The 26,682-nt window shown below is 71.5% G+C and carries 25 protein-coding genes and 1 riboswitch; of the genes, 13 read left to right on the top strand and 12 right to left on the bottom strand.

The window, feature by feature from the left end; genetic code table 11:
* Nucleotides 1-31: 31 nt before the first annotated feature.
* The 3 genes from AB0B63_RS14645 to AB0B63_RS14635 all read right to left on the bottom strand — a co-directional run bounded on the left by AB0B63_RS14645 (nt 32) and on the right by AB0B63_RS14635 (nt 3,052).
* A complete protein-coding gene (locus AB0B63_RS14645) occupies nt 32-1,423 on the bottom strand; it encodes an MFS transporter (protein WP_357018456.1) in 1,392 nt (463 codons plus the stop codon).
* Nucleotides 1,424-1,438: 15 nt separating this feature from the next.
* Complete coding sequence (locus tag AB0B63_RS14640; protein ID WP_357018453.1) at nt 1,439-2,206, bottom strand: glycerophosphodiester phosphodiesterase; 768 nt, start codon at nt 2,204-2,206, stop codon at nt 1,439-1,441.
* Between the two features lie 69 nt (nt 2,207-2,275).
* Nucleotides 2,276-3,052: a lysophospholipid acyltransferase family protein gene (locus AB0B63_RS14635; RefSeq protein WP_208565930.1), complete on the bottom strand. Its 777-nt coding sequence runs from the start codon at nt 3,050-3,052 to the stop codon at nt 2,276-2,278.
* Nucleotides 3,053-3,224: 172 nt separating this feature from the next.
* Between AB0B63_RS14635 and AB0B63_RS14630 the strand changes: the two genes are divergently transcribed.
* From AB0B63_RS14630 to AB0B63_RS14620, 3 genes are all read left to right on the top strand, one after another.
* Complete coding sequence (locus AB0B63_RS14630) at nt 3,225-4,631, top strand: cytochrome ubiquinol oxidase subunit I (protein WP_357018449.1); 1,407 nt, start codon at nt 3,225-3,227, stop codon at nt 4,629-4,631.
* Between the two features lie 14 nt (nt 4,632-4,645).
* Nucleotides 4,646-5,644: a cytochrome d ubiquinol oxidase subunit II gene (gene cydB, locus AB0B63_RS14625; RefSeq protein ID WP_357018447.1), complete on the top strand. Its 999-nt coding sequence runs from the start codon at nt 4,646-4,648 to the stop codon at nt 5,642-5,644.
* Nucleotides 5,645-5,761: 117 nt separating this feature from the next.
* Nucleotides 5,762-6,964: a GNAT family N-acetyltransferase gene (locus tag AB0B63_RS14620; RefSeq protein WP_357018444.1), complete on the top strand. Its 1,203-nt coding sequence runs from the start codon at nt 5,762-5,764 to the stop codon at nt 6,962-6,964.
* 153 nt (nt 6,965-7,117) lie between these two features.
* On the opposite strand, the gene AB0B63_RS14615 is transcribed toward AB0B63_RS14620, so the two are convergent.
* Both AB0B63_RS14615 and AB0B63_RS14610 read right to left on the bottom strand, forming a co-directional pair.
* The gene (locus AB0B63_RS14615; RefSeq protein ID WP_208565926.1) at nt 7,118-7,822 is read right to left on the bottom strand and encodes a hypothetical protein; all 705 of its coding nucleotides are present in this window, start codon (nt 7,820-7,822) and stop codon (nt 7,118-7,120) included.
* Between the two features lie 67 nt (nt 7,823-7,889).
* On the bottom strand, nt 7,890-8,348 hold the full coding sequence (locus AB0B63_RS14610) for a peroxiredoxin (RefSeq protein ID WP_308290743.1): 459 nt from the start codon (nt 8,346-8,348) through the stop codon (nt 7,890-7,892).
* A gap of 149 nt (nt 8,349-8,497) precedes the next feature.
* On the opposite strand from AB0B63_RS14610, the gene AB0B63_RS14605 reads away from it, so the two are divergent.
* The 3 genes from AB0B63_RS14605 (at nt 8,498) to AB0B63_RS14595 (ending at nt 11,784) form a co-directional block, all read left to right on the top strand.
* Nucleotides 8,498-9,226: an SDR family oxidoreductase gene (locus AB0B63_RS14605; protein WP_219462046.1), complete on the top strand. Its 729-nt coding sequence runs from the start codon at nt 8,498-8,500 to the stop codon at nt 9,224-9,226.
* An 80-nt stretch (nt 9,227-9,306) separates the two neighbouring features.
* A complete protein-coding gene (locus AB0B63_RS14600; RefSeq protein ID WP_357018439.1) occupies nt 9,307-10,233 on the top strand; it encodes a hydrolase in 927 nt (308 codons plus the stop codon).
* Nucleotides 10,234-10,779: 546 nt separating this feature from the next.
* Nucleotides 10,780-11,784, top strand: coding sequence for a tyrosine-type recombinase/integrase (locus AB0B63_RS14595; RefSeq protein ID WP_208565922.1), 1,005 nt, complete (start codon nt 10,780-10,782; stop codon nt 11,782-11,784).
* On the opposite strand, the gene AB0B63_RS14590 is transcribed toward AB0B63_RS14595, so the two are convergent.
* Complete coding sequence (locus AB0B63_RS14590) at nt 11,769-13,664, bottom strand: hypothetical protein (protein ID WP_357018435.1); 1,896 nt, start codon at nt 13,662-13,664, stop codon at nt 11,769-11,771. The genes AB0B63_RS14595 and AB0B63_RS14590 overlap by 16 nt on opposite strands.
* A 217-nt stretch (nt 13,665-13,881) precedes the next feature.
* Between AB0B63_RS14590 and AB0B63_RS14585 the strand changes: the two genes are divergently transcribed.
* The 3 genes from AB0B63_RS14585 to AB0B63_RS14575 all read left to right on the top strand — a co-directional run bounded on the left by AB0B63_RS14585 (nt 13,882) and on the right by AB0B63_RS14575 (nt 17,231).
* A complete protein-coding gene (locus AB0B63_RS14585; RefSeq protein WP_357018432.1) occupies nt 13,882-15,207 on the top strand; it encodes a PLP-dependent aminotransferase family protein in 1,326 nt (441 codons plus the stop codon).
* 75 nt (nt 15,208-15,282) lie between these two features.
* On the top strand, nt 15,283-16,146 hold the full coding sequence (locus AB0B63_RS14580) for a hypothetical protein (RefSeq protein ID WP_357018429.1): 864 nt from the start codon (nt 15,283-15,285) through the stop codon (nt 16,144-16,146).
* Nucleotides 16,147-16,239: 93 nt separating this feature from the next.
* Nucleotides 16,240-16,321: riboswitch (ZMP/ZTP riboswitch) on the top strand.
* Between the two features lie 13 nt (nt 16,322-16,334).
* Nucleotides 16,335-17,231, top strand: a complete 897-nt coding sequence (locus AB0B63_RS14575; protein ID WP_357018426.1) for a tetrahydrofolate dehydrogenase/cyclohydrolase catalytic domain-containing protein — start codon at nt 16,335-16,337, stop codon at nt 17,229-17,231.
* Nucleotides 17,232-17,242: 11 nt separating this feature from the next.
* Here AB0B63_RS14575 and AB0B63_RS14570 read toward each other — a convergent pair whose 3' ends face one another.
* Entirely contained in the window at nt 17,243-18,022 is a 780-nt protein-coding gene (locus tag AB0B63_RS14570; RefSeq protein WP_208565917.1) for an endonuclease/exonuclease/phosphatase family protein, read from the bottom strand.
* Between the two features lie 189 nt (nt 18,023-18,211).
* On the opposite strand from AB0B63_RS14570, the gene AB0B63_RS14565 reads away from it, so the two are divergent.
* The gene (locus AB0B63_RS14565) at nt 18,212-18,970 is read left to right on the top strand and encodes a TSUP family transporter (RefSeq protein ID WP_244251836.1); all 759 of its coding nucleotides are present in this window, start codon (nt 18,212-18,214) and stop codon (nt 18,968-18,970) included.
* 46 nt (nt 18,971-19,016) lie between these two features.
* Here AB0B63_RS14565 and AB0B63_RS14560 read toward each other — a convergent pair whose 3' ends face one another.
* Nucleotides 19,017-19,631 carry a malonic semialdehyde reductase gene (locus tag AB0B63_RS14560; RefSeq protein ID WP_208565915.1) on the bottom strand — a complete coding sequence of 205 codons (615 nt, stop codon included), beginning with the start codon at nt 19,629-19,631 and terminating at the stop codon, nt 19,017-19,019.
* A gap of 97 nt (nt 19,632-19,728) precedes the next feature.
* Between AB0B63_RS14560 and AB0B63_RS14555 the strand changes: the two genes are divergently transcribed.
* A complete protein-coding gene (locus tag AB0B63_RS14555) occupies nt 19,729-20,076 on the top strand; it encodes a helix-turn-helix domain-containing protein (protein WP_208565914.1) in 348 nt (115 codons plus the stop codon).
* Between the two features lie 3 nt (nt 20,077-20,079).
* Nucleotides 20,080-20,853 (top strand): GNAT family N-acetyltransferase, encoded by a 774-nt coding sequence (locus AB0B63_RS14550; protein WP_357018420.1) that lies wholly within the window; start codon nt 20,080-20,082, stop codon nt 20,851-20,853.
* A 9-nt stretch (nt 20,854-20,862) separates the two neighbouring features.
* Here AB0B63_RS14550 and def read toward each other — a convergent pair whose 3' ends face one another.
* Genes def through AB0B63_RS14535 form a run of 3 tightly spaced genes read right to left on the bottom strand, consistent with a single transcriptional unit; the run spans nt 20,863 to nt 23,390 of the window.
* Nucleotides 20,863-21,372: a peptide deformylase gene (def, locus tag AB0B63_RS14545; protein ID WP_208565912.1), complete on the bottom strand. Its 510-nt coding sequence runs from the start codon at nt 21,370-21,372 to the stop codon at nt 20,863-20,865.
* Between the two features lie 10 nt (nt 21,373-21,382).
* The gene (locus tag AB0B63_RS14540) at nt 21,383-22,168 is read right to left on the bottom strand and encodes a TetR/AcrR family transcriptional regulator (RefSeq protein WP_219462062.1); all 786 of its coding nucleotides are present in this window, start codon (nt 22,166-22,168) and stop codon (nt 21,383-21,385) included.
* Nucleotides 22,169-22,196: 28 nt separating this feature from the next.
* A complete protein-coding gene (locus AB0B63_RS14535; RefSeq protein WP_208565910.1) occupies nt 22,197-23,390 on the bottom strand; it encodes a chorismate-binding protein in 1,194 nt (397 codons plus the stop codon).
* 123 nt (nt 23,391-23,513) lie between these two features.
* Here AB0B63_RS14535 and AB0B63_RS14530 point away from each other — a divergent pair, with 123 nt between their 5' ends.
* Nucleotides 23,514-23,714 (top strand): DUF5999 family protein, encoded by a 201-nt coding sequence (locus AB0B63_RS14530; protein ID WP_067311530.1) that lies wholly within the window; start codon nt 23,514-23,516, stop codon nt 23,712-23,714.
* Between the two features lie 116 nt (nt 23,715-23,830).
* On the opposite strand, the gene gcvP is transcribed toward AB0B63_RS14530, so the two are convergent.
* Nucleotides 23,831-26,653, bottom strand: coding sequence for an aminomethyl-transferring glycine dehydrogenase (gene gcvP / locus AB0B63_RS14525; RefSeq protein WP_357018413.1), 2,823 nt, complete (start codon nt 26,651-26,653; stop codon nt 23,831-23,833).
* Between the last annotated feature and the right edge of the window lie 29 nt (nt 26,654-26,682).

Below are 26,682 nucleotides of genomic sequence, written 5' to 3'. Positions count from 1 at the left end.
GCCCATCGGCACGGGTGGATCGGGCCGATGGTCACAGCACCCGGGGCGGGGTGTTGCCGGCGGCGATGATGGCCCGGCGCATCGGCACCGCCGCCAACAACGCGAACCCGACCACGAAGAAGATCAGCAACGACACCAGACCCACCCGGTAGGAGGAGGTGAGCTGGAAGACCAACCCGAACGCCAGCGGGCCGAGCCAACTGGTGCCCTTGTCGCTGATCTCGTAGAACCCGTAGTACTCGCCTTCCTTGCCGGCGGGGATGAGCTGGCTGAACAGCGACCGGCTCAACGCCTGGCTGCCGCCGAGGACCAGACCGATCGCCCCACCGAGGATCATGAACGGCAGCGGCGCCTCGGCGGGCAACCGGAACGCCCCGATGATCACCCCGGTCCACAGCACCAGCGACAGCAGCACCGTCTTCCACGCGCCGATGCGCCGGGCCAACGCCCCCAACGCCAACGCGCCACCGAAGGCGAGGAACTGCACCAGCAGGATCGTCACGATCAGGGTGCTCTGCCCCAGCCGCAGCTCCTCGGTGCCGTACTGGCTGGCCAGGGTGATCACCGTCTGGATGCCGTCGTTGTAGACCAGGAACGCCAGCAGGAAGAACAACGTCAACGGGTACGCCTTGACCTCCCGCAGGGTCCGCCCCAGCTGCCGGAACCCGTCGGTGACCACGTTGCGGCCCGCACCGCGTACCGCCTCGACGGTGGGATGGTCGCGCAGCCACCGCAACGGCACCAGGGTGAACACCGCCCACCACACCCCGGCCGACACGATCGACCAGCGCGCCAGGTCCAGGGTGCGCTGCGGGTTGTCGTCCTCGCTGAGCAGCGTGACCGCCACCAGGTTCAACGCCAGCAGCACACCACCACCGAGGTAACCGATCGCCCAGCCGCGACTGGACACGGCGTCACGTTCGTCGGGGCCGGCGAGCTGCGGCAGGAACGAGTTGTACACCACCACCGCCGCCCCGAAGGCGATGTTGGCGACCAGGAACAACGCCCCACCGAGCAGGTACCGCTCGCCGGTGACCAACGCCATCGCGACGGTCGCCCCCGCCCCGGTGAACGCCGCCCCGGCCAGCAGCCGCTTCTTGTGCAGGGTCCGGTCGGCGATCGCCCCCACCACGGGCAGCACGAACACGGTCAGGAACACCGACAACGAGATCAGGTACGGGTAGTACGAGCCGGCGGCGATCCGGATGCCCAACGGGTACACGTACCCGTCGCAGCTGTCCGCACCGAGTTCGCAGCCGGCCGCGAGTTCGGTGACGGTGGTGAGGAACGGGCCGAGGAAGACCGTGATGACGGTGGTCTGGAAGGCCGAGTTGGCCCAGTCGTACAGGTACCAGCCACGCCGTTCCCGGCGCAGGCCCGCCGGGGCGTCGACGGCGGTGGGGGTGGTGACCGGGTCGGCCATCATGGTCCTCGGGGCTCAGGCGGCCCAGTGGCCGCGGCTGCGGTAGACGTCGCGCAGCACGCCGACGTGATCGGTCATGATGCCATCCACACCACGATCCAGTAAGTCGTGCATCTGGGCAGGTTCGTCGATCGTCCAGACGTGCACCTGCAACCCCGACCGGTGGCAGTAGGCCAGGAACCGGCGGTCGACCACCGGCACCCCGGCGTAGCGGGGCGGCACCTGCACCGCCACCACCGACTCCGGCAACCGCACCGGCCAGCCGTGCCGCGACGCCCACCACAGCCGGGCCACCCCCCGCATGCCCAGCCCGGTGGCGACCCGCCCGGCGGTGGCCGCCCGCAACCGGGCCAGCCGGGCGTCACTGAACGACGCCAGCAGCACCCGGTCGGCCGCGCCGGCCCGGGTCACCGCCGCCACCGCCGGGGCGACCCCACGGTCGGCCTTGACGTCGATGTTGAACCGGACCTGCGGCCACCCGGCCAGCACCTCGTCGAGCCGGGGTACGACCGTCGCACCGCCGACCCGCACCGACGCCAGGTCGGCCCAGCGCAGGTCGGCGATGCGTCCCCGCTGCCCGGTGACCCGGTGCAGGGTGGCGTCGTGGAAGACCACGCACACCCCGTCGGCGGTGGCGTGCACGTCGGTCTCCACGTACCGGTAGCCCAGGTCGACGGCCCGGGTGAACGCGGCGACGGTGTTCTCGTCTCCGTCGGCGGCACCCCCACGGTGGGCGAAGGCCAGCGGGGCGGGGGCGTCCAGGAAACCGGGACGGATCAGCACGCAACGCAGTATGCCCGCCCGCGGTGACCACCGGGTGGCCGACCGGCAACGTGCTTCGTGGGCGGCGGGTCAGGCCGAGGTGGGGCGGCGGTGGACCCGGCTGGTGTCGACGGGGCGGCCCGGGTCGACGTGCCGGGGCCGGTCGGGTTCGTCGGCGCGCAGCGGGGCCAGGGCGTCGGTGATGGCGTCGATGATCCGGTCGGTGCCCCGGCGGGCCGCACCGGGTGCGGTGGGGGAGAGGTCCCGCAGGTCAAGCGGCGCACCGAAGCGGACCCGGATGACCGGGCGGCGCACCAGCGCCCGGGCCAGCGCCCGCAGCATCCCCCGGGGCGCCCGGTAGGGCAGCACCTCGTGCGACCCCCACTGGGCGACGGGCACCACCGGGGCGACGCAGGCCATGGCGAGCCGGGCGGTGCCGGTCTTGCCGCGTTCGGGCCACATGCCGGGGTCCAGGCCGATGCGTCCCTCCGGGTAGACCAGCACCACCGACCCGGCGGTGACCGCGGCGGCGGCGTCGTCGAGCGCCCGGCGTACGCCGGTGGTGCCCCGGTCGACGCGCAGGTGCCCGGCGTGGCGCATCAGCGCGCCGAGGCCCGGGGTGCGGAACAGCCCACCGGTGGCCATGAAGCGGGGTGCCATGCCCCGGGCCCGGCAGGCGGCGCCCAGCACGATGGGGTCGAAGGGGCTGATGTGGTTGGCGGCCAGGATCAGTGGTCCCCGGCGCAGGTGCGCGGGGACGTCCCCGCTGACCTCCAGCCGGGCGAACAGGGCGACGACCAGCCGGGCGAACAGTTGGGCGGCACGCCAGAACAGGGGTGGCTGCCAGCCGGGGGGCGGGGTGTCCATCAGTCGCCGATGGTCGCACGGGTGTGGGGGAGGGCCGGATCCGGGTCGTGCGGCCTGTGGTGATCAGGGTCATTGGTCCCGGGCCGGATCGGGACCCCCGGCCCTGCCACCCGAGCTACGACGCGCAGTAGTATTTACTACGTCTCGTAGTATTAACGGCAGGGGGATCTCGGTGGACGCGTTGGACGTCGCCCGCTGGCAGTTCGGTGTCACCACCGTCTACCACTTTCTCTTCGTACCACTGACCATCGGACTGTCCGTCCTGGTCGCCATCCTCCAGACCCGCTGGCACCGCACCGGCGACGAGAAATACCTCAAACTCACCAAGTTCTACGGCAAACTCTTCCTGATCAACTTCGCCATGGGCGTCGTCACCGGCATCGTGCAGGAATTCCAGTTCGGCATGAACTGGTCCGACTACTCCCGCTTCGTCGGCGACATCTTCGGCGCACCCCTGGCCATCGAAGCCCTCGTCGCCTTCTTCCTCGAATCCACCTTCATCGGCCTGTGGATCTTCGGCTGGGACCGGCTCCCCAAACGCCTGCACCTGGCCAGCATCTGGGCCGCCGCCATCGGCACCAACCTGTCCGCCTACTTCATCCTCGCCGCCAACTCGTTCATGCAGAACCCCGTCGGCTACCGCTTCAACCCCGACACCGGACGCGCCGAACTCACCGACTTCGTCGCCGTCCTCACCAATAAGGTCGCCCTGATCACCTTCCCGCACACCCTCGCCGGCGCCTTCCTCGTCGCCGGCTCCCTCGTCACCACCGTCGGCCTCTGGCACCTCATGCGCCACCGCACCAGCCCCGACACCGACGCCTACCGGTACGCCACCCGCTTCGGCGCTTGGGTCGTCCTGATCTCCTCCACCCTGGTCCTGCTCACCGGCGACATCCAAGGCAAGATCATGACCCAGGTGCAGCCGATGAAGATGGCCGCCGCCGAGGGCCTCTACACCACCGAGAGCCCCGCCTCGTTCTCCGTACTCACCATCGGCAGCCTCGACGGCAGCCGCGAGGTCTTCGCCCTCAAGATCCCCTACCTGCTGTCCTACCTCGGCACCGGCGACCCCAACGGCACCGTCCACGGCATCAACGACCTCCAGGCCCAGTACGCCAGCCAGTACGGCCCCGGCAGCTACACCCCGATCATCCCGGTCACCTACTGGAGCTTCCGCTTCATGATCGGCTTCGGACTCGCCGCCGCCGCCATCGCCCTGCTCATCCTCTGGACCCAACGCAAAGGCCGCACCCCCACCAACCGCTGGCTGCTGCGCGCCGGCCTGATCATGCCCGCCCTACCGCTGCTCGCGAACTCCTTCGGCTGGATCTTCACCGAGATGGGCCGCCAACCCTGGATCGTCTTCGGCGAAATGCTCACCCGCGACGGCGTCTCCCGCAGCGTCTCCCTCACCGAAGTCCTCACCTCCTTCACGGCCTTCACCCTCATCTACGCCGTCCTCGCCGTCATCGAATTCAAACTCCTCATCCGCTACGCCCGCGCCGGCGTACCCGAGGTCACCCCCACCCCCGACGACACCGACGACGCCGAGCGCCCGCTCGCCTTCGCCTACTGACCCGGAGCCCCACCGTGGAACTCACCACCATCTGGTTTCTCCTCGTCGCCGTGCTCTTCACCGGCTACTTCATCCTCGAAGGCTTCGACTTCGGCGTCGGCATGCTCCTCCCCATCCTCGGCCGCGACGACCGGCAACGCCGCGTCCTCATCAACACCATCGGCCCCGTCTGGGACGGCAACGAGGTCTGGCTCATCACCGCCGGCGGCGCCATGTTCGCCGCCTTCCCCGAGTGGTACGCCACCCTCTTCTCCGGCTTCTACCTGCCCCTGCTACTCATCCTGCTTGCCCTCATCGCCCGCGGCGTCGCCTTCGAATACCGCCACAAACGCCCCGAAGCCTCCTGGAAACGCCGCTGGGACCACGCCATCTTCTGGGGCTCCTCCATCCCCGCCCTACTCTGGGGCGTCGCCTTCGCCAACATCTTCCGCGGCGTACCCCTCGACGCCGACCACGAATACGTCGGCGGCCTGATCGACCTGCTCCACCCCTACGCCCTGCTCGGCGGCCTCACCACCCTCGGCCTGTTCCTCACCCACGGCGCCGTCTTCCTCGCCCTCAAGACCACCGGCGACATCCGCCACCGCGCCGGCACCCTCGCCGTCCGACTCGGCGCCGGCACCGCCGTCGTCGCCGTCGCCTTCCTCACCTGGACCCTCACCATCCGCTCCAACCCGGCCGCCGTCGTCCTCGCCGCCGGCGCCGCCCTCGCCCTGATCGGCGCACTCGCCGCCGCCCGGGTACGCCGCGAAGGCTGGGCCTTCACCGGCACCGCCCTGGCCATCGCCCTCGCCGTGGCCACCCTCTTCACCGCCCTGTTCCCCAACGTCATGCCCTCGACCCTGGACCCCGCCGGCACCCTCACCGCCACCAACGCCGCCTCCACCCCCTACACCCTGAAAATCATGACCTGGGTGGCGGTGATCTTCACCCCGATCGTCCTCGCCTACCAAGGTTGGACCTACTGGGTGTTCCGCAAGCGAATCGGGGTACAGAACATCCCGCAACACTGAAAGACGCGCGAGGGGCGCGGGGACGCGGGGCCGGGGCGAGGGGGTCGCACCGGCCCCGCAACGCGCCCCGGCACAAACCGATCGCCACCCCACCCACCCACCGCTATCGTCGCCCGCATGCACCACACCCCCCACGTCCGGGAACTCACCGACGACGACGCCACCGCCGCCTGGCACCTCGGCCGCACCGCCTTCGGCTCCGACCCGCAACCCCCACCACCACCCACCACCACCCCCGGCACCACCCGCTACGGCGCGTTCGACCACACCGGCCGCCTCATCGGCAAAGCCGTCGACCTGCACCACGACCAGTGGTGGGACGGCCACACCGTCGCCGCCGCCGACATCGCCAGCGTCGCCGTCACCCCCGAAGCCCGCGGCCGGGGCGTCGCCCGAGCCCTACTCACCACCCTGCTACGCGGCGCACACGACCGGGGCGCCGCCATCAGCGCACTCTTCCCCACCGTCGCCGCCCCCTACCGGGCCTGCGGCTGGGAAACCGCCGGCACCCTCCGCACCGTCGACCTACCCACCGCCCTACTCACCCGCCACCAGCCCAGCCCACACCTCACCGTCCGCCCCGGCACCCCCGCCGACCTCACCGCCGTCGACGAACTACACACCCACACCACCCGACACCGCCGCGGCCTACTCGCCCGCACCGGCCCCCTGCACGAACACCACCGCGCCCGCCACACCACCGGCAACACCCTGCCCTACGACGGCCTCACCCTCGTCGAACACCACGGCCACCTCGTCGGCTACGCCGGCTGGAACCGCCGCGACGGCTACGGCGACCAGGGCACCCTCACCATCGAAGACCTCACCGCCACCACCGCCGACGCCGCCCGCGAACTCGTCGGCATCCTCGCCAGCTGGCACAGCGTCGCCCCCACCCTGCGCCTCACCCTGCTCCCCGGCGACCCCCTCACCCCCCACCTGCCCGTGGAGAAAGCCCGCGAACACGCCCAGGACACCTGGATGCACCGCCCCGTCGACGTCACCCGCGCCATCCGCGACCGGGGCTGGCCGGCACACCTGCACGGCACCACCACCTTCACCCTCGACGACCCCCTCGCCGACTGGAACACCGGCACCTGGCACCTGGAGATCACCAACGGCAACGCCGACCTACGCCGCACCACCGCACCCGCCGACCTGCACCTCACCGTGCGCGGCTTCGCCCTGCTCTACACCGGCACCGGCACCGCCCGCACCATCGCCCAGGCCGGCCTGCTGCACCACCCCACCGGCACCGACCCCGCCCCCCTCGACCTGCTCGCCGCCGGCGGCCCCGCCCAACTCGGCGACTACTTCTGACCCCCACAGGTTCCGGCACCCACCACGCGACCGCCACAACGCCCCCACCGCACCACACCGGTCGCTACACCACCCCGGCACACCCACCCACCCACGCCGCGGTGACGCCCCGACCGCCGCAACAGCCGCCGGGCCGCCCACCACGAACCAACCTCAACGGGCCTCGCGCAACTCCGCCAACCGCGCCTCGATCTCCGCCAACTCCGCCCGCAACTTCTCCGCCTGCTGCTCCGCCTCCGACCGCTCCGCCGACAGGATCTGCTCCACCGCCTCCTGCACCCCCGGCACATCCACCAGCGCCACCATCCGCAACGCCTCCGCAGGCTTGACCACGTACGGCTTCGCCAACGCCTTCGCCCCCTGCTGCGCCGCCACCGTCCACTCACCGTCGGCGTACGCCAACGTCACCGTCAACCCCGCCGGACCCTTCGGCTTCGCCACCTTCGCCGGCCGACGCGCCGCCGGCTTCTCCACCACCGGCTCCGGCTTCGACTCCACCCTCGACTCCTCCCGCCGCTGCACCGGCACCCGAGGGGTGTCCAGCACGAACTCCGGCTCCGCCTTCGCCGTCGACTCCACCTGCTCCACCACCGGCTCCGCCTTCGCCTCCACCACCCGACGACCCGCCCCCCGCGGCGCCACCGCCACATCGGCGGGGGAGAAGGGCAACTCGTCGCGCCCGAACCGCACCACCACGAACTCGTCGGACACCGCCGGATCGGTCAGCTCCACCACCTGACCCACCTGACCGGCGATCTGCCCCGCCGACGCGGTGAACACCACCTTCGGCTTGCGCCCCGCCGTCAACGCCTCCCGGATGCCGCGTACCTCATCATCGGACAAACCCTGGCCCACCATCACAACCCTCTTTCGTACACGTGTGTCATTCCTGCCTTGATACCAGTCGACGGCGACATCCGGAAGATCAACCCCCCAGCACCCGCAACGCCTCGTCGGCGTGCTCGTTCATCCCCAACTCGCTGTGCACCACCGCCAGCACCCGCCGGTCCACCCCGATCACGAACGTCATCCTCCGGGTGCTCAACGGCCCCAACGGCAACCGCCGCCGCACCCCGAAGGCCTGCGCCACCACACCCTCGACATCCGACAACAACGGATAGTCGAACCCGTGCAACCGGGAGAACTCAGCCTGCTTCGCCACCGGATCCCGACTGATCCCCACCCGCTGCGCACCCACCGCCGCGAACTCCGCCGCCAGATCCCGGAAATGGCAACTCTCCGCCGTGCACCCCCGGGTCATCGCCGCCGGATAGAAGAACAACACCACCGGCCCCGACGCCAACAACTCCGACAACCGCCGCGGCGTACCCGTCTGATCCGGCAGCTCGAAATCCTCCACCAGATCGCCGACACTCACACCCACCACACACCTCCACCGGTCCGTCCGAAACGCGGTGAGCGTAAGCGATCGACCCACCAACCCACCCACCACCGCACCGCAACCCGTGCACCCCGCCCACCCGCGGTACCGTCGGCGCACCGCACGCCAGGCCCACAAGGGGGAGTACCGCATTGACTCCGGTCACCATCATCACCGGCGGCAGCCGCGGCATCGGCGCCGCCACCGCCCGCCGACTCGCCACCGAAGGCCACCACCTCGTCATCGGCTACCGCCGCGACCACGCCGCCGCGGCCACCGTCACCGCCGACATCCACCGCCTCGGCCGCCGCGCCGTCGCCGTCCCCGCCGACACCACCGACCCGACCCACATCGACCGCCTCTTCACCGCCGCCGCCGACCTCGGCCCCCTCACCGCCCTGGTCAACAACGCCGGCGTCACCAGCCCCATCGGCCCCTTCACCGACCTGCGCCCCGACGACCTGCGCCGGGTCGTCGACGTCAACCTCATCGGCTACGTCCTCTGCGCCCAACAGGCCGCCCGCCGACTCACCTCCGGCGGAGCCATCGTCAACATCTCCTCCGCCGCCGCCACCCTCGGCAGCCCGGGGGAGTACGTCCACTACGCCGCCGTCAAAGCCGCCACCGACACCCTCACCATCGGCCTGGCCAAGGAACTCGCCCCCCGCGGCATCCGGGTCAACGCCGTCGCCCCCGGCATCATCCGCACCGACATCCACGCCGACTCCGGCGTACCCGACCGACCCGACACCGCCGCCGGGCGCATCCCACTGGGCCGCGCCGGCGAGCCCGACGAGGTCGCCGGCGCCGTCGCCTGGCTGCTCGGCCCCGACGCCACCTACACCACGGGCACCGTGCTGCGCGTCGCCGGCGGCCTGTAGCCGGCCCGGGGGCACGGAAAGGGACTTGCGCATCCGACACAGGCACCTAATGCTACATCCGTAGCATTTAAGGAGAGCTGATGTCACCACGTGAGACAGCGCTGCACCGCGAGGTGGTCCTGCCACCGGGCTGGGCCCCGTACGCCGTGACCGGGGACACCACCGGGAACCTGTGGATGACACTGGTGACCCCGCCGGGACTCGCACGATTCGATCCCGCGGACACCGCCACCGGCGGTGGGACCACCTCCGCGGTGCGCCACGAACGCCTCCCACACAGCCACGGCCATCCGATGCAGCTGACCGTCACCCCCGACGGCGCACTCTGGTGCACCAGCACCGACGACCGGCTCACCCGCCGAGACCTCCACGGCGACCACACGGTGATCGACCTGGCACCCGGCTCAGCGCCCTACGGCATCGCCGCCGCACCGGACGGGGAGGTCTGGTTCACCGCACCCGGGCTCAACCAGATCGGCAGGATCGTCACCGCCTCGGGGGACATCACCATGCTCGACCTGCCGATTCCCGACGCGCGGGCGGCGATGCTCACCGTCGACGACGCAGGACGGCCATGGGTCGCGCTCAACGCTGCCGGCGCCCTCGCCTACGTGCACGACGGCGCGGTACGGACCGTCGAACTACCCGGCGGCCGGGCACCGGCCGCACCGGTCGGTATCGCCGCCTGCGCCACGGGGATCTGGTACGCGGACATCGCTGGCGGCTGCGTCGGTCGGGTCGACCTGTCCGGCTCGACAGAGAAGATCAGCTTCGCCGACCCCGCCTGTCGGCCCCACGCCGTCGTGGCCGACACCGACGGCGGATGCTGGGTCACCCTCTGGGGCACCGCCCAGCTGGCCCGGATCACCGCGGACGGAGACGTGACCCTCCACCAGTTACCCGGGCGGGAACCGCACGGCCTGTGGGTCGAGGACCGCCTGGTGTGGGTGGCGATGGAGAGCGGATCCCTGGTCGCGGTCGAGAAGGGAGACAGCGCGACCCGGTGACCCGACGCCGCGACCGGCCCGCCGATCTCCCTGGTTCCTCTCCGGAACCGCGCACCCGTCGCGCACATTGTCGGGCCGACCGACGCCGCGCTGCGGGGCCACCGGAATGAACGCCGAACGGTCGACCTGCCTGGACGGCCCCTCTCCGAGGATTCGATAATGTACATTATGTAAAGTTGACCGGATCGGGGCGCTCCTCCGGTGGTCCGCGCCTGCGGCGGGACCGTGGGTGGCGACGTGGCTGCCGGTGTGGTCGCCGTCATGGGTCGACCACCGTCCGGCCTGGCGGGCCCGAAACCCGGACCCCGGCTGCCGAGCCGCTCCTGGCCGCCGTCTGAGTAGCGGCATCGCGAACCCGGTGAGCAGCCTGTGGCCGCATCAGGCGGCGCACGGACCGTCGTCGGCGGAGCCTCGCACGGACCGGCGCGGAGAGCCCGGACCAATGCTCCGGCAGCGTGTGGCCGGGATCCGCCCGACGGCATACATCCCGCGCGCCACTCCCCTTCCCGGTGGCCACGAACCCGAGAAAGCTGCATAATATCCCTTATGCATGACATTCGGGACGAATCGGTTGAACGACTCATCGAGGAGTTCCTGACCGCGCGGGCCACCCGTAAGCCCTCCCCGCACACCCAGGATGCCTACCGGCGGGACCTGCGCAGCGTCGCGGCGTTGGCGGGCGCGGAGCACTCCCCTGCCCTGCCCCTGGACGCCCTGATGATCTCCGCCCTCTCCCCCCGGGTGATGCGGGCGGCGTTCGCCAGGTTCGCCGCGCCCCGGGCGGCGGCGTCGGTGCACCGGGCCTGGTCGAGCTGGAACGGGTTCTTCTCGTTCCTGGTGGCCGAGCAGGTGGTGGCGGGCAACCCGATGCCGGCGGTGGGGCGTCCCCGTACCCCGCTCCCCCAGCCCAAGCCGTTGCGCGGTGAGGACACCCCGGAGTTGCTGCTGGCGTCGGTGTCGCGGGAGGACGGGCGGCAGCGTGATCCGTGGCCGGAGCGGGACGTCGCGGTGCTGGCGTTGGCGTTGTGCGCGGGGCTACGCCTGGCGGAGCTGCTGGCGTTGCGGGTGTCGTCGGTGTCGGGGCGGGCCGGTGAGCGGCGGGTGGCGGTGGCCGGTAAGGGTGGCCGGCCGAGGGTGGTGCCGGTGGAGCCGGAGTTGGACGAGGTGGTGTCGGCCTACCTGGACAGTCGGCGGCGGCGGTTCGGGGCGCGCAGCGTACGCCCGGACGGGGTGTTGTTGGTGGACCGGCGGGGTGATCCGCTGCGTCGGGGCGGGTTGCAGTACCTGGTGGATTCCTGTTACCGGCGGGCGGGGATCACCGACCGGGTGCCGGCGGGGGCCCGGTTGCACGCGTTGCGGCACACGTTCGCCACCCGGTTGGCCGAGGACGGGGCGGGGGCGGCGGAGATCATGCGGTTGTTGGGGCACGCGTCGTTGGCGTCGTCGCAGACGTACATCGAGGTGACGGCGGGTCAGCAACGGGCGGCGGTGCGGTCGAACCGGACGAACCGGGTGTTGGTGGGGTTGGTGTCGGGTCAGCTCGGGCGGTAGGAGCAGCGGGTGCCGGTGCTGATCGTGGTGCGTAGGTGGTCGCCGAGTACGGGGTCGCTGGTGGTGATGCGGTCCAGGGCGCGGCGGATGGCCTTGCCGACGGCGATGCGGGCCCGTTCGGTGTTGCCGGTGAAGGTGCGGTCGCGACCGTGGAGTCCGGTGCGGGCGGCGAGTTCGTCGATGAGCCACTGGCGTTCGGTGCGGGCCTGTTCGGCGCGGTGCGGGTCGTGGTCGTTGTCGGCTTCGTCGATGGCGGTGTCGAGGTCGCGTAGTCGTCGCCGGTAGGCCCGTTTGGCGGTGTCGTCGAGGACGGGCTGGCGGTCGGTGGTGGGTGTTGCGTCGCCGGCGAGTTGGATGGCGGGGATGTCGTGTCCGGGGTTGGCGATGAGGGTGGCGAGGTATCGGGCGCCGACGCAGTCGTCGATGGTGGCGGTGCGGTGGCCGAGGGTGAGTTGCCAGTGTCGGCCGTGGCGGTGGCATCGGATGTGGGGGCGGTGGGGGGTGTGTGGGCGTGGTGGTGGGGTGGGGAGGGTCATGCCGAGTTCGGTGGCGTCGGTGTGGGCGAGTTGGCGTTGTCGTTCGGCTTCTCGGCGGTCGTGTTGGCCGGAGCTTTGGTCGAGGGCCTGGGCCAGTCGGGCGCGGGAGAGGGTGGCGGCGGGGAGGTGGCCGAGTCTGAGGTTGTCGTGTACTGCTGCGTGGAGGTGGGTGATGGCGCGGTCGGTTTCCCCGGCGGTGAGGGCGGCGGTGCCGAGGGTGTGTTGGGTGCTGCCGAAGCAGGTGATGGCGAGGCTGGCGAGCATGGGTCGGTCGGCGTAGGGGGTGAGGAGGTCGTATGCCTCGGTGGCGAGGTGACCGTCGTCGAGGAGGTGGGCTGCTTCGACGATGCCGTGGAGGGTGACGAGCCAGCTGCTGGAGCGGGGCAGGGTGGTGAGTTCGTTGCCGTGGAGGCGGGCGAGGGCGGCGGTGGCTTCGCGGCGGTGTCCGGCGAGGGCGGAGGCGACGGCGAGTGCTGCCTGGTAGGAGTGGTCGACGGTGCTGAGGGTGGGTGAGACGGCCAGTGCGCGCAGCATCGGGAGATGGTCGGCGAGGTGGCCTTGGTACCAGGCGATGGTGGTGAGGTGGGCGCCGTGCCAGCCGGTGGTGTCGGCGTCGCCGGCGGTGGTGCCGCGTTGGGCGCAGGTGGCGGCGCGGGTGCGGGCTTCGGTGAGTTTGCCGGCGCGGATGGTGAGCATGACGTCGATGGCGTGGGCGACGTAGGACACGGCGAGGTGGTTGTGGTGGGTGAGGTGGGTGTGGAGTTCGGCGAGGCTGCGTTCGGCTTGGGGGTCGGTGTCGAGGAACTGGTCGACGGTGCGCCAGAGGAGGGCGACCGTGAGGTCGCTGGGGCGGCCGGTGGCGAGGGCGGCGGTGAGGGCGTCCTGGCTGAGTTCGTGGCGTAGTCGGGTGTGGTCGGGGCCGAGGAGGCAGTGGTGGGCGAGGCTTGCGGTTTCGGTGAGGGCGACGGGGTCGCCGGTGGCGCGGGCCTGGGTGACGAGGGTGAGGGTGTCGTTGTGGGTGGCGGTGCGGTAGTCCTGTTCGGCGGCGAGTCGGGCGCGTAGTCGGATGCCGAGGGGGGTGTGGGGGTCGGTGGTGGCGATGGCGTGGTGGAGGCGGTGGAGCAGGAGGGTGGCGTCGCTGGTGGTGCGGTGTTCGTGGACCCAGAGGCCGCCCATGCCGGTGACGGCGAGGGTGCGGGTGTGGTGGTCGCCGGTGGCTTCTGCGGCGCGGTAGGCGGCGTCGAAGTGGATGCGGCTGGTGGTGAGGTCGCCGTCGGTCCACAGGGCGTCGGTGGCGCGGCGTAGCAGTTCGGTGGGGTGGGTGGATGTGGTGGGTGTCCGCACGGGTCACACCTCTCAATGAACCGAGTCAATGGGGTGATTGAGGTGAGTCTCGCATCGGTTTGGTTGGTGGCGTCAACTGTGTTCGCGGCCGGGAATCCGACATTGGGGGGTTTTGCGTGGCTGGGTGTCTGTTGATTGCACCGATGTTGTGGTCGGATTGCTCGGAGGCGTTGCGGGGTGCGGTGCGGGCAGGGTTCGGTGGAGGTGAGGGGTGACGGTGCGGGACGATTTCCGGCTGGTGGCCGATGCGGTGGCGGCTGATATCCGGTCCGGGCGGATGCGGCCGGGGCAGCGGCTGCTGCCCCAGCGGGAGTTCGCCCGGCGTCACGGGATGGCGGTGTCGACGGCGGCCCGGGTCTATCAGGAGCTCGCGCGGCGGGGTCTGGTGGCCGGGGCGGTGGGTCGGGGCACGTTCGTGGTGGATTTCTCGGTGCGGTCGGGGGACGCGGACCTGGTCGATCTGGAGGCCAACTTTCCGGTGTTGCCGGGGCAGTCGTCGATGGTGGCGCGGGCGTTGGGGCGGGTGTTGGCACCGGCGGGCCTGGAGGCGGCGATGCATCCGGTGCCGGTGACCGGGTCGCGGGAGGCGCGGCGGGTCGGTGCGTCCTTCCTGTCCCGGCCGGGGTGGGTGGTGGACCCTGAGCGGTTGTTGTTCACCGGTAGTGGGCGGCAGGCGATCGCGGCGGCCATGGTGGCATTGGTGGCGCCGGGGCAGCGGCTCGGGGTGGAGGAGTTGACGTATCCGGTGGTGAAGGCGATCGCGGCGCGGCACGGTGTGACGTTGGTGCCGATCGGTATGGATGGGGAGGGGCTGAGTGCGTCGGCGTTGGAGCAGGCGCATCGTCGGGCGCCGCTCGCGGCGGTCTACCTTCAGCCCACGTTGCACAACCCGTTGGGGGTGACGATGTCGGCGGCGCGGCGGGTCGAGTTGGGTGGGCGGCTCGCGCGGTTGGGTCTGGTCGCGATCGAGGATCGGATCAATTCGTTTCTGTACGACGAGGAGTTGCCGTTGGCGGCGCATGCTCCGGAGCAGACGATCCTGGTGGACAGTTTGTCCAAGCGGGTGGGTGCGGGGCTCAATCTGGGGTTGCTGGTGTGTCCGGCGGGGTTGGCCGGGCGGGTCGCGGCGGCGGTGCGTTCCGGTACGTGGGGGGTGCCGGGTGTGGCGTTGGCGTGTGCGACGGCGGTGTTGGCCGATGGTACGGCGCAGCGGATCGTGCGGCTCAAGCAGCAGGACGCGCGGTTGCGGCAGGCGGTGGTGGCGGAGGTGCTGGCCGGGTTCGACGTACGTGCTGATCCTCGGTCGTACCACGTGTGGTGGCGGTTGCCGGGTGGGTGGTCGACGGGGGCGTTCGTGTCGGCTGCGGCCCGGCAGCGGGTGGTGGTCAGTCCGGCGGCCGACTATGCGGTGGTGGGGGTGCCGGTGCCGGATGCGGTGCGGTTGTCGACGTCGTCGCCGGATGTGGAGACGTTGCGGGGCAGTGTGGCGTTGTTGGCGGCGATTGCGCGGGGGGCGCCGGAGGAGGTGGGTGCGGGGTATTGAGGGGGCCGGAACGGGGTGGCACGGGGTGGAACGCCGTTAGGGGTGTCCGTGCTGGTGTCCTGATTCGGAGGAGACATGTCCCGTGTTCACAGAGTGCTCTGCCTGCTGGTGGCGGTGGTCGTCGCCGGGTTGACCGGTGCGGTGCCGGCGTCGGCCGGGTCGGGTGTGTTGGCGACGCCGCCGAGTGCGGTCGTCGACTGGGAGGGCCTGCCGACGTGGAGTGGTGGGTACGGTCCGATGCGTAACCAGAGCAATGGTCTCAAGGCGCTGCGGTACGCGGAGCGCGACTACGGCATCAATCTGAACTGGACCGACTGGCCGAATTCGCGGTGGGAGGTGTACGGGGAGGGTCTGCCGACGAACGCGCCGATCACGAACACCACGAAGGTGGCGTTGCGGGTTCCGGGCGGGGGTTACCTGCGGTGGGGTGCGCAGAGTTGGGGCATCGACCTGGTCTGGTCGGCCACTGCGGTCTACGAGTGGAACGTGATCACCACGGCGGGTGGTCAGGCGTTGTTCAATCGCAGCCGTAACGACTATGTGGTGTATGGCAGCCGGCCGTGGGGGGTCAACCTGATCTGGTCGGGTGATGCGATGGTCACGCCGCCGGATTCGGGGGCGACGGGGGTGCGGACGTTGTTGACGTACAACTGTCACAACGACCGGCGGCCGCTGCGCATCTGGATCAACGACATGGACGCCGGGGGTGTCTGGACGGATCTGGGTCTGCTGGGTTCGCAGTGGAGTGGCAGCAGCTGTCCGGTGGGTTCGCCGTTCAACTATTCGCCGACGGTGGCCAATCACCGGATCCAGGTGGTGGCGGTGGACTACAGCGCCCCGGGGTGTGCGAACGATCCGGTCATCGGGTCGTGTCGCCGGTCGATGGTCGGCATCATCAGCAATCCGGCTGGTGGGGTCGCGCAGATCACGGTCTCGTAGCAGGTCGGTCAGTCGGGCCCGGTCGTCGTGTGGCGGCCGGGCCCGGCGCGTGTGGGGTGGCGGGGCCCGGTGGGTGGTGGGGTGTGGCATGGTGGGGGTGGATGCGACTGGCGGCACGGGGATGGGTCAACCATCGGGGAGCTCGTCGCGGAGGTCGACCGCCTGGGCCTTCGTGGTCGAGGTGCGTCATGTCTGTTTCCTCTTGCCCCTCCCCCACGTCTGGTACGGCCCGGTTGTTGCCGGGTGGGCCGGTGGCGGAGCGGATTTTCGCCGAGGTCGCCGAGGGGGTGGCGGCGTTGCGGGCGGTCGGGGTGGTGCCGTCGTTGGCGACGGTGCTGGTCGGTGACGACGACGCGAGTGTCGGGTACATCCGGATCAAGTCCCGGCAGGCGGCGGAGTTGGGTTTCGCGTCGCCGCATGTGCGGTTGCCGGGGTCGGCGACGCAGGCGGATCTGCATCGGGTGTTGCGGGATCTCAACGACGATGCCGGGGTGCACGCGGTGTTGGTGCAGCATCCGGTTCCGGGGCAGCTGGATTATGACCGGGCGTTGGAGGTGTTGGATCCGGATTCCGACGTGGACGGGATGCATCCGGTGAACATGGGCCGGTTGGCGTTGGGGTTGCCGGGGCCGTTGCCGTGTACGCCGGCGGGGATCGAGGCGTTGTTGGCGTTCCACGGGGTGCCGGTGGCGGGGCGGGAGGTGGTGGTGCTGGGTCGGGGTGCGACGTTGGGTCGTCCGTTGGCGATGTTGTTGGCGCAGAAGCGGCCGACGGCGAATGCGGCGGTGACGGTGGTGCACACGGGGGTGGCGGACTGGCCGCGGTACACGCGGCGGGCGGAGATCCTGGTGGCGGCGGTGGGGGTGCCGGGGATCGTGCGGCCGGAGCATGTGCGTCCGGGTGCGGTGGTGGTGGGTGGTGGGGTGCGGTATGCGGGTCGCCGGTTGTTGCCGGATGTGGACGAGGCGTGTGCGCGGGTGGCGGGGGCGATCACGCCTCGGGTGGGTGGGGTGGGTCCGACGACGGTGGCGATGCTGTTCCGTAACGCGTTGCGGGCGGCGCAGCGGGCTGCGGGTAGGGGGTGACCGGTGGTGGGTCAGCCGAGGTCGACGACGAGGGGGCGGTGGTCGGAGATGGTGGAGCGTGGGTTGTCGGTGGCGGTGACGGGGGGTAGGAGGTGCCGGTCGTGGGGGTCGGCGAGGATGTGGTCGAGTTGCACGCGGGGTGCGGTGGCGGGGTAGGTGGGGCGGCGGGCCAGGGGTTGCCAGCCGGTGAGGAGGCGGGCGGGGCCGGCGGGGAGGTTGAGGTCGCCGAGGAGGATGCGGGGGGCGGGTAGTGCGCGTAGGGCGCGGACGGCGCGGCGGAGTTGGTGGGCGTTCCAGCCGGGGACGAAGGACAGGTGGGTGGCGGCGACGGTGAGGGGGCCGTGGGGGGTGTCGAGGACGGCGGCGAGGACGACGCGGGGTTCGTCGCGCAGGAGGATGAGGCCGCCGCCGGGGCCGGGGACGTAGATGGGTGAGCGGACGGGTGCGGGGTTGAGGCGGGTGACGTGCCAGTTGCGGACCGGGTGGCGGCTGATCAGGCCGATGCCGTAGCAGGGTTCGCCGTGGCCGTCGTCGTCGTGGCGTAGCGGGCGGAAGTGTTCGCCGGGGGTGCCGACGACGGCGGCGGCGAAGCGGTGTTCGGGGGCGTCGAGGGCCTGGGCGGCGAGGGTGGTGAGGTCGTGGTGGCCGCTGCGGGACTGGTCGCGGTCGACTTCCTGGAGGGCGAGGATGTCGGCGTCGAGGGCGTGGACGGCGGCGGTGAGCCGGGCGGGGTCGACGAGCCCGTCGGTCAGGGAGCGGCCGTGTAGCAGGTTGAAGGTCGCCAGGCGCACCTGTGCACCCTACGTCCGTGGCACAGTTACCGAATGATCAAGTTGTTGTGTTGTTCGATGTTGGTGTTCGTGGTGTTGGGTGTGGTGGGGGTGTGGCTGCGGCGGCGACGTGGGCGGTGAGGTGGGCCACTTGGGTGGGCGGGTGGCCGGGTGGGGTGGGGAGAATGGCCGGCCGTGGATCCTGTGTCGTTGACGACTCTGCTGGCTGCGGCTGCCCTGGCGGGGTGGGTGGATGCGGTGGTCGGTGGGGGTGGGTTGTTGTTGTTGCCGGCGTTGTTGGTGGCGGCGCCGGGGGTGCCGGTGGCGACGGCGTTGGGGACGAACAAGTTGGCGGCGATCGCGGGTACGTCGACGGCGGCGGTGACGTTCGCGCGGCGTACGCGGGTCGATTGGGCGGTGGCGGGTCCGGCGGCGGTGTTGGCGGTGGGGTGTGCGGGGGTGGGGGCGGCGTTGGCGGGGGTGGTGCCGGCGGGGGCGTACCGGCCGGTGGTGTTGGTGGTGTTGGTGGGGGTGGCGTTGTTCGTGGTGTTGCGGCCACGGTTGGGGACGGTGGCGGTGCCGGCGCGGCGGACCCGGGTGCGGGTGGTGGCGGCGGTGGGGGTGGCGGGGGTGGGTATCGCGTTGTACGACGGGTTGATCGGGCCGGGGACGGGGACGTTCCTGGTGGTGGCGTTCACGGTGTTGGTGGGGGCGGATTTTCTGGGTGGTTCGGCGATGGCGAAGGTGGTCAACGCGGGGACGAATCTGGGGGCGTTGGTGGTGTTCGCGGTGACGGGGCACGTGTGGTGGTGGTTGGGGTTGGCGATGGCGGTGTGCAACGTGGCGGGGGCGGCGGTGGGGGCGCGGATGGCGTTGCGGCGGGGTGCGGGGTTCGTGCGGGTGGTGTTGCTGGTGGTGGTGGTGGCGTTGGTGGCGCGGTTGGGTTACGACCAGTGGCTGGCCGGCTGAGCGGGTGGGTGCTCGGCGGGCCAGCCACTGGTGGGTCTGGGGTGGTTCAGGCGTGTCGGACGACGGTGTCGTAGTCGAGGCGGGGCAGGCGGGGGTGCCAGGCGTCGGGGCCGGGGTGTCCGATGTTGACCAGGAGCAGGGACTTCCAGCCGGTGTCGGTGAAGAATTCGTTGTCGACGCCGGTGGCGTCGAATCCGCCCATGGGTCCGGCGGCGAGGCCGGCGGCGCGGATGGCGAGCAGGAAGTAGCCGACCTGGAGTCCGGCGTTGAAGCGGGCCATGCCGTCGCGGACGGTGGGGTCGGCGGCGAAGTGTTCGCGCATGCCGGGGCGGATGGGGAAGACGGTGTCGAGGTGTTCGTGGAAGTTGGTGTCGGCGGCGAGGACGGCGACGACGGGGGCGGTGGCGGTTTTGGTGCGGTTGCCTTCGGCGACGTGGGTGAGGAGGCGGTCGCGGCCTTCGCCGGGGCGGACGAACAGCACCCGCAGGGGTTGGACGTTCATGGCGGTGGGTGGGTACTTGGCGAGGTCGAAGATCGCGTGGAGTTGTTCGTCGCTGACGGGGGTGTCGGTGAAGGTGTTGGCGGTGCGGGCCTCGGTGAACAGTTGGGCCTGGGCCTGCGGGTCGAGGGTGATGAGGTGGTTGGGCAGTACGTCGGTCATGGTGTCCTCCGGTCGGATCGGCGTTTGCTGCGCCCACAGTAGCAGCTAGTTTTTTCGAAGTGGCTAGGGTGAGTTACGGACCACGTATGCTGGGCTTATGACGACGTGCTCCCCGATCGACGACGGGCCCCGCGCCTGTCCCGGGGGGCTGTCCCGGGCGTTCGCGTTCCTGGGTAAACGGTGGAACGGCATGATCCTGGGCACCCTCGCCCAGGGGCCGGCGGGCTTCGCCGAGCTGGCCCGGGCACTGCCGGGGATCAGCGAGTCGGTGCTGTCGGACCGCCTCGGTGAGCTGGCCCGGGTCGACCTGGTCAGCCGCACCGTGCGGGAGGGCCCCCCGCTGGGGGTCAGCTACCAGCTGACCGGTCGGGGCGCGGCCCTGCTGCCGGCGCTGGACGAGCTGGCCCGCTGGGCCGACGAGAACCTTCCCGCAGGTCGTTGCTGAGCGGTGCCGGTCCGCGCCGAACACGACCGTGCCGTGCTGGCCGGGCTGCTGCGGCGCGATCCGGTGCTGCACGCCTACCAGCTGGGTGACCTGGACGACTTCTTCTGGCCCTACACGTCGTGGTTCCGTCGGGGTGAGCAGGTGGCGTTGCTCTACCACGGGGCGGCACAGCCGGTGCTGCTGCTGTTCGCCGCCGAACCGGACCGGCCGGCGGCGGCGCTGCTCGACGAACTGGCCCCGGTGCTGCCCGCCCGGCTGTACGCGCACCTGTCCCCCGGGCTGGAACAGGTCCTCGCGGGCCGGTACGTGATCACCCCGGCGGGGGCGCACCTGCGGATGGCGTTGACCGACCCGGCCCGGCTGGCCGGGGTCGCCGCCTCGGGAGAGGTGCTGACCGGGGCGGACCTGCCGGCGCTGCGGGCCCTGTACGCCGACGCGTACCCCGGTAACTGGTTCGACCCACGGATGCTCGACACCGGCCACTACCTGGGGGTACGTGCGGGTGGTGAACTGGTCGCGGTGGCCGGGGTGCACGTGTGGTCGCCGACCTACCGGGTGGCCGCGGTGGGCAACGTGACCACCCGCCCGCAGGCGCGGGGGCGGGGGTTGGCCCAGGCGGTCGTCGCCGCGCTGTGCGCCCGGCTACGCGACAGCGTCGATCATGTGACGTTGAACGTGCGGGCCGACAACACCACGGCGGTACGCCTCTACGGGCGGCTCGGTTTCACCACGGTGGCACGGTTCGGCGAGTACACGTTGACCAGCGGGGCGGGTTGAGCCGGCCGGTCAGCGGTGGCGGCGGGGTGAGTCGAACCGGCCGGCGCGGATCTCCCGCAGCGCCTTGCGGCGGATGTCACCGCGCAGGGTGTCGACGTAGAGCCGACCGGCGAGGTGGTCGGTCTCGTGTTGCAGGGCGCGGGCGAGGAACCCGCTGCCGGAGATGGTCAGCGGGTCGCCGTGCCGGTCCACGCCGTGCACGGTGGCGTGCAGGGCCCGACGGGTCGGGAAGTACAGCCCGGGAATGGACAGGCACCCCTCGTCGTCGTCCTGGATCTCGTCGGACAACTCGATGGTGGGGTTGATCAGGTGGCCGCGGTGACCGTCGGCGTCGTAGACGAACACCTGGGCGTCGACGCCGATCTGCGGGGCGGCGACACCGGCCCGGCCCGGTTCGCCGGTGAGGGTGTCCATCAGGTCGTCGACGAGCTGCTGCAGGGCGGTGTCGAAGCGGGTCACCGGGGTGCAGGCGGTGCGCAGGACGGGGTCACCGATGATCCTGATCGGGCGTACGGTCATGCCCGGAAGGCTATCGGGGGGTCACCGGCGGCGGTGGACCGGCGCACCGGTCGGCCACCAGGGCGGCGATGCCGTCGAGAATGCGGGCCAGTCCGAAGTCGAAGGCACGGGTCGGGTCGGTGGCGGCCTGGTACTCCTGCCCGGCGGCGGCGCCGACCCGGGCGGCGGTGGGGAAACGGGCCGGGTCCATCACCTTTTCCAGGTAGGGGGCGTGGGCGTGCCACCACTGTTCGTCGGTCAGGCCGGTGCGGGCGGTGGCCTGGGCGGCTTCCACCGCGCCGCGTACCGCACCGTGGACGTAGGAGTCGACGAGGGTGATCACGGCGTCCATCTCCAGGTCGGTCAGGCCGATGCCCTCGACGGCGCGTAGTTCGTGGTCGTAGCGGGCGGTGACCTGCGGGCCCAGGGGTGGGCGGGTGGTGGCGACCTGCAACAGCCAGGGGTGGCGCAGGTACAGCGCCCAGTTGTCGCGGGCGACGCGTTCCAGGCGGTCCCGCCAGCCGCCCGGGACGTCCGCCGGTCGGGGGGTCTCGCCGTGCACGGTGTCGAGCATGAGGTCGAGCAGTTCACCCTTGCCCGGCACGTGGGTGTAGAGGGACATGGTGCCCACGCCGAGACGTTCGGCGACCCGACGCATGGACAGCGCGGCGAGTCCGTCGGTGTCGGCGACGTCGATGGCGGCCCGGACGATCCGGTCGACGCCCAGGTCGCCGCTGCGGCTGGTGCGTTCGCGGGTGCGCCAGAGCAGGGCGAGGCTGCGGGCGGGGTCGCCGGTGCCGCTGTACTCGACGTGCATGCGGCCACCATAGCGGCCGGTGCGGTGGTCAGTCGGCGGCGAGCAGGGCACGCACCGGGGCGGCCTTGGCGGCGGCCTCGGCGACCTCGGCGTCGGGGTCACTGTCCCAGGTGATGCCGCCGCCGGCCCACAGGTGCAACCGGTCGGTGTCGGCGGCGGCGGTGCGGATGGTCAGGCCCAGGTCGAGGTGGTCGGGGCCGATCCAGCCGAACCCGCCCATGCCGGCGCCCCGGCCGACGGGTTCGACGGCGGCGACCAACGCCAGCGCGGCGTGTTTCGGGGCGCCGGTGACCGACCCGCCGGGGCAGGTGGCGCGCAGCAGGTCGGCCAGGCCGATCCCGTCGGCGAGGGCCGCGGACACGGTCGACTCGGCCTGCCACAGGTCGCACCAGCGGCGCACGGTGAACAGGTCGTCGACGGTCACCGAACCGGTGCGGGCGATCCGGGCCAGGTCGTTGCGTTCCAGGTCGACGATCATGATGTGTTCGGCGCGTTCCTTGGCGGAGGCGAGCAGTTCGCGGCGGCCGGCGGCGGTGGCCGGGCGGGTGCCCTTGATCGGGCGGGTGACGACCCGCCCGGCGTGCACGGCGACGAGGGTCTCCGGTGAGGCGCAGCCGATCGTCCAACGGTCGCCGTGCAGGGTGCCGCCGTAGCGGGCGCCGGGCAGGCCGGCGAGGCGGGCCAGGGCGGGCCGCGGGTCACCGGTGTACCCGGCGGCGGCGTGGCCGACGACGTTGACCTGGTAGACGTCGCCGCGGCCGATGGCGGCCCGGACGGTGCGTACCGCGTCGGCGTGCTGCCCGGGGGTCCAGCTGTCCCGCCAGGGGCCGACCCGCAGGTGCCCCGGTGCCGGCCCGGTCGGGGGCGGGCGGCGGGTGTCGTGGTCGTAGACGACGACGGCGACGTCGGGCAGGGCGGGCACGGGGCTCGCGGGACCGGTGGGTGCGCCGACCATCCGGGCGCCGGCGGCGGCGGAGACGAACAGGGCGGCGCCGCAGGGGCCGTCGGTGCGGTGGGTCGCCGGGCGGGTCAGGTCGTCGACGGGCAGGCCGTGCGCGGCGAGGAAACCGGCGATCTGCGCGGCCGGGTCACCACCGTCGGTGATCCGCCACTCGAAGCGGTCACGTTCGACGAGCACGCTGCGGCACCGCGCCGGCACCCCCGGTACGTCGACCGGCACCGTTGGGAGCGTTTCCACGCCGGGTGGCCCATTCCTGCTCATCCGTTCAGCGGATTTCGGGGCAACATGACCGAAGGCTGCTCGATCCGGTGCGCTGTCCCTTGGTACTGTGCGTCACTGGTCATGTGAACCATGACACAGTGCCCCCACAGTCCGGAGAACCCGATGTGTCAGCACCAGATCACCTGCCCTTCCGCCGAAGCGACCGACCGGGACGCCGCCCGGGTCATCGCCTGCTTCCCTGAGCAGGGCTGGAGCCTGCTCTGCAACGGTGTCATCGTCTTCGAGGACACCGGTGAACTCCTTCCCGACGGCAGCACCATCGCCCCGCACCGCGGGCCGGCCCGGCACGCCCTCGTCGCCTGACCGATCACGGTCCGTCGGCGTCACCAGCCACATCATCGCAGGCTGGCCCCCCGACAGGGGCCGCCCTCCCCGGTCGCCGCACCGGGGCGGCACGTCCGCCGCCCCGGCACCGCGCCTCAGCCCTCGAACGCCTCCGGCGCCGGGCACGAACACATCAGGTTCCGGTCGCCGTACGCGCCGTCGACCCGCCGCACCGGCGGCCAGTACTTCCCCGCCCGGTCCACCCCACCCGGGTACGCCCCCACCGACCGCGGATACGGATGCGGCCACTCGTCGGCCGACACCATCGCCGCGGTGTGCGGAGCGTTGGCCAGTGGATTGTCCCCGGCCGGCCACTGTCCCGACGCCACCTGGTCGATCTCCGCCCGGATCGCGATCATCGCGTCGCAGAACCGGTCCAACTCGGCCAGGTCCTCACTCTCGGTCGGCTCCACCATCAGCGTCCCCGCCACCGGGAACGACATCGTCGGCGCGTGGAACCCGTAGTCGATCAGCCGCTTCGCGACGTCGTCGACACTGACCCCGGTCGCCTTCGACAACGGACGCAGGTCCAGGATGCACTCGTGCGCCACCAGGCCCTTGTTGCCGGCGTACAGCACCGGGAAATGCTCCCGCAGCCGCACCGCCACGTAGTTCGCCGCCAGCACCGCCACACCCGTCGCCCGGGCCAGCCCCGCCGCGCCCATCATCCGCAGGTACGCCCACGGGATCGGCAGGATGCCCGCCGACCCGTACCGGGCCGCCGAGATCGCCGGCGCCCCCTGCACCCGGGCACCCGACGGGTCACCCGGCAGGTACGCCGCCAGGTGCGACCGCACCGCCACCGGACCCACCCCCGGCCCGCCCCCACCGTGCGGAATGCAGAACGTCTTGTGCAGGTTCAGGTGCGACACGTCCGCCCCGAAGCGGCCCGGCTTGGCGAACCCGACCAACGCGTTGAGGTTCGCCCCGTCGACGTACACCTGACCACCGGCGTCGTGGACCTTCGCGCACAACGACGCGATGCCCGTCTCGTACACCCCGTGCGTCGACGGGTACGTCACCATGATCGCCGCGAGAGCACCCCGATGCTTGTCGATCTTCGCGTCGAGGTCGACCAGGTCGACGTTGCCATCGGCGTCACAGGCGACCACCACCACCCGCATCCCGGCCATCACCGCCGACGCGGCGTTCGTGCCGTGCGCCGACGACGGGATCAGACACACGTCCCGGTGGGTGTCACCCCGGTCCCGGTGGTACGCGCGGATCGCCAACAACCCCGCCAACTCCCCCTGCGACCCGGCGTTGGGCTGCACACTGACCGCGTCGTACCCGGTGACCTCCGCCAGCCACCCCTCCAACTGCCCGATCAGCTCCCGGTAACCGGCGGTCTGCTCATCCGGGGCGAACGGGTGCAGATGCGCGAACTCCGGCCACGTCACCGGCTCCATCTCGGTGGTCGCGTTCAGCTTCATCGTGCACGACCCCAACGGGATCATGCCCCGGTCCAGGGCGTAGTCGAAGTCCGCCAACCGGCGCAGGTACCGCAGCATCGCCGTCTCCGAATGGTGACTGCGGAACACCGGATGGGTCAGGAAGTCGGTGTCCCGCGCCAACCCCGCCGGCAACGCCTCCTCCACGTCACCGACGACCGGGTCCACCCCGAACGCCTCCCACACCAGCGCCAGGTGCGCCCCGGTGGTCGTCTCGTCACACGACACCCCCACCCGGTCGGCGTCGACCAGCCGCAGGTTCACCCCCCGCTCCCGCGCCGCCGCCACCACCCGCGCCGCCCCACCCGGCACGACCGCCGTCACCGTGTCGAAGAACACCCCGTCGACGACCTCGACGCCACCGGCGCGCAACCCCGCCGCCAACCGCAACGCCATCGACCGGGTCCGGTCGGCGATCCGCCGCAACCCGTCCGGCCCGTGGTACACGGCGTACATGCCGGCCATCACCGCCAGCAACACCTGCGCGGTGCAGATGTTGCTGGTCGCCTTCTCCCGCCGGATGTGCTGCTCCCGCGTCTGCAACGCCAACCGGTACGCCGGCTCACCGGCCGCGTCCCGGGACACCCCGACCAGCCGACCCGGCAGCATCCGCTCCAACCCGGCCCGCACCGCCAGGTAACCGGCGTGCGGCCCACCGAAACCCATCGGCACCCCGAACCGCTGCGTGGTGCCCGCCGCGATGTCCACCCCGATGCGCCCCGGCGCCCGCAGCACCGTCAACGCCAACAGGTCCGCCGCCACCGTCACCAACGCCCCCACCGCGTGCGCGGCGTCGACCAGCGGCGCATGGTCACGCACCGCACCCGACGCCCCCGGGTACTGCAGGTGCAGACCGAAGAACTCCGCCGGCAACTCCTCCACGGCCAGGTCCACCACCCGCACCTCGATACCGAGCGGCTCGGCCCGACCCGCGAGCACCGCCACGGTCTGCGGCAACGCGTCCGCGTCCACCACGTACACCGTGCTGCGGCTCTTCGACGCCCGACGGGCCAGCGTCATCGCCTCCGCCGCCGCCGTCGCCTCGTCGAGCATCGACGCGTTCGCCGTCGCCAACCCCGTCAGGTCCGTCACCATCGTCTGGAAGTTCAGCAGCGCCTCCAACCGGCCCTGACTGATCTCCGGCTGGTACGGGGTGTACGCCGTGTACCAGGCCGGGTTCTCCAACACGTTGCGGCGGATCACCGCCGGGGTGTGGGTGCCGTGGTAACCCAGGCCGATCATCGACACCGCGACCGTGTTGCGGGACGCCACCGCGCGCAGCTCGGCGATCGCCTCCCGCTCCGTGGCCGGCGCCGGCAGATCCAGGGTGCCGTGCCACCGGATCACCTCGGGAATCGCCGCGTCCATCAGCTCGTCGATCGAGCCGTGCCCGACGACGTCCAACATGCGGCGCTCGTCATCCGGGCCGGGACCGATGTGCCGGTCGGCGAACTGTTCTGCGGTCATGCGTGCGCTCCAGACTCCACGGGGCGAGG

The organism is Micromonospora sp. NPDC049081 (assembly GCF_040648835.1).
GTDB classification, from domain to species: domain Bacteria; phylum Actinomycetota; class Actinomycetes; order Mycobacteriales; family Micromonosporaceae; genus Micromonospora; species Micromonospora antibiotica.
Note: the sequence above shows the minus strand (reverse complement) of the source record. Positions and strands in the feature narration are given on the sequence as shown.